This window comes from Vibrio sp. R-1, assembly GCF_035615595.1.
GTDB classification, from domain to species: Bacteria; Pseudomonadota; Gammaproteobacteria; order Enterobacterales; family Vibrionaceae; genus Vibrio; species Vibrio cholerae.
The window spans coordinates 1-490 of record NZ_WPDC01000307.1 but is presented as its reverse complement, the minus strand read 5'-3'; the positions used below and the strand labels follow the sequence as shown (position 1 = coordinate 490).

Annotated in this window: 1 protein-coding gene; it reads left to right on the top strand. The window is 40.0% G+C overall.

The features are described from left to right. Positions 1-42: 42 nt before the first annotated feature. Positions 43-490 (top strand): GNAT family N-acetyltransferase (locus GOU96_RS18260; RefSeq protein WP_324702121.1); only part of this gene is annotated, 448 nt, incomplete at its 3' end.

Genomic DNA, 490 nt, shown 5'->3' with positions numbered 1-490 from the left:
CCTTAGGCGGGCGTTATGCCAATTATGAACAAGGAAGTTCAGATGAAAGTGGTTGAAGCGAGTGTTTCAAATTTAGATGACATTGCGATCTTATTTGATGCCTATCGTCAGTTTTATGAGCAAGAAAGTAATATTCAAGGTGCTAGAAATTTTATCGAGATGCACATGAAAAATGGTGACTCAGTGATTTTTCTAGCCTTATCAGAAGGTAATGAGCCTCTAGGTTTTGCGCAGCTATATCCTTCCTTTTCCTCAGTTGCGATGAAAAGGATTTGGTATTTAAACGATCTGTATGTATCTGAGAATGCACGCAAAAAAGGTGTCGGCAGAGCTTTACTACAGAAAGTTGCTGCTTTTGCCAAAGATACAGACGCGGTAACAGTCAAACTGGCGACAGCGGTATCCAATGAAAAAGCTAAATCGCTTTATGAGTCTGAAGGTTATGTGAAAGTCACAGCCTTTGAACATTACACTCAACGGGTAAAATTGG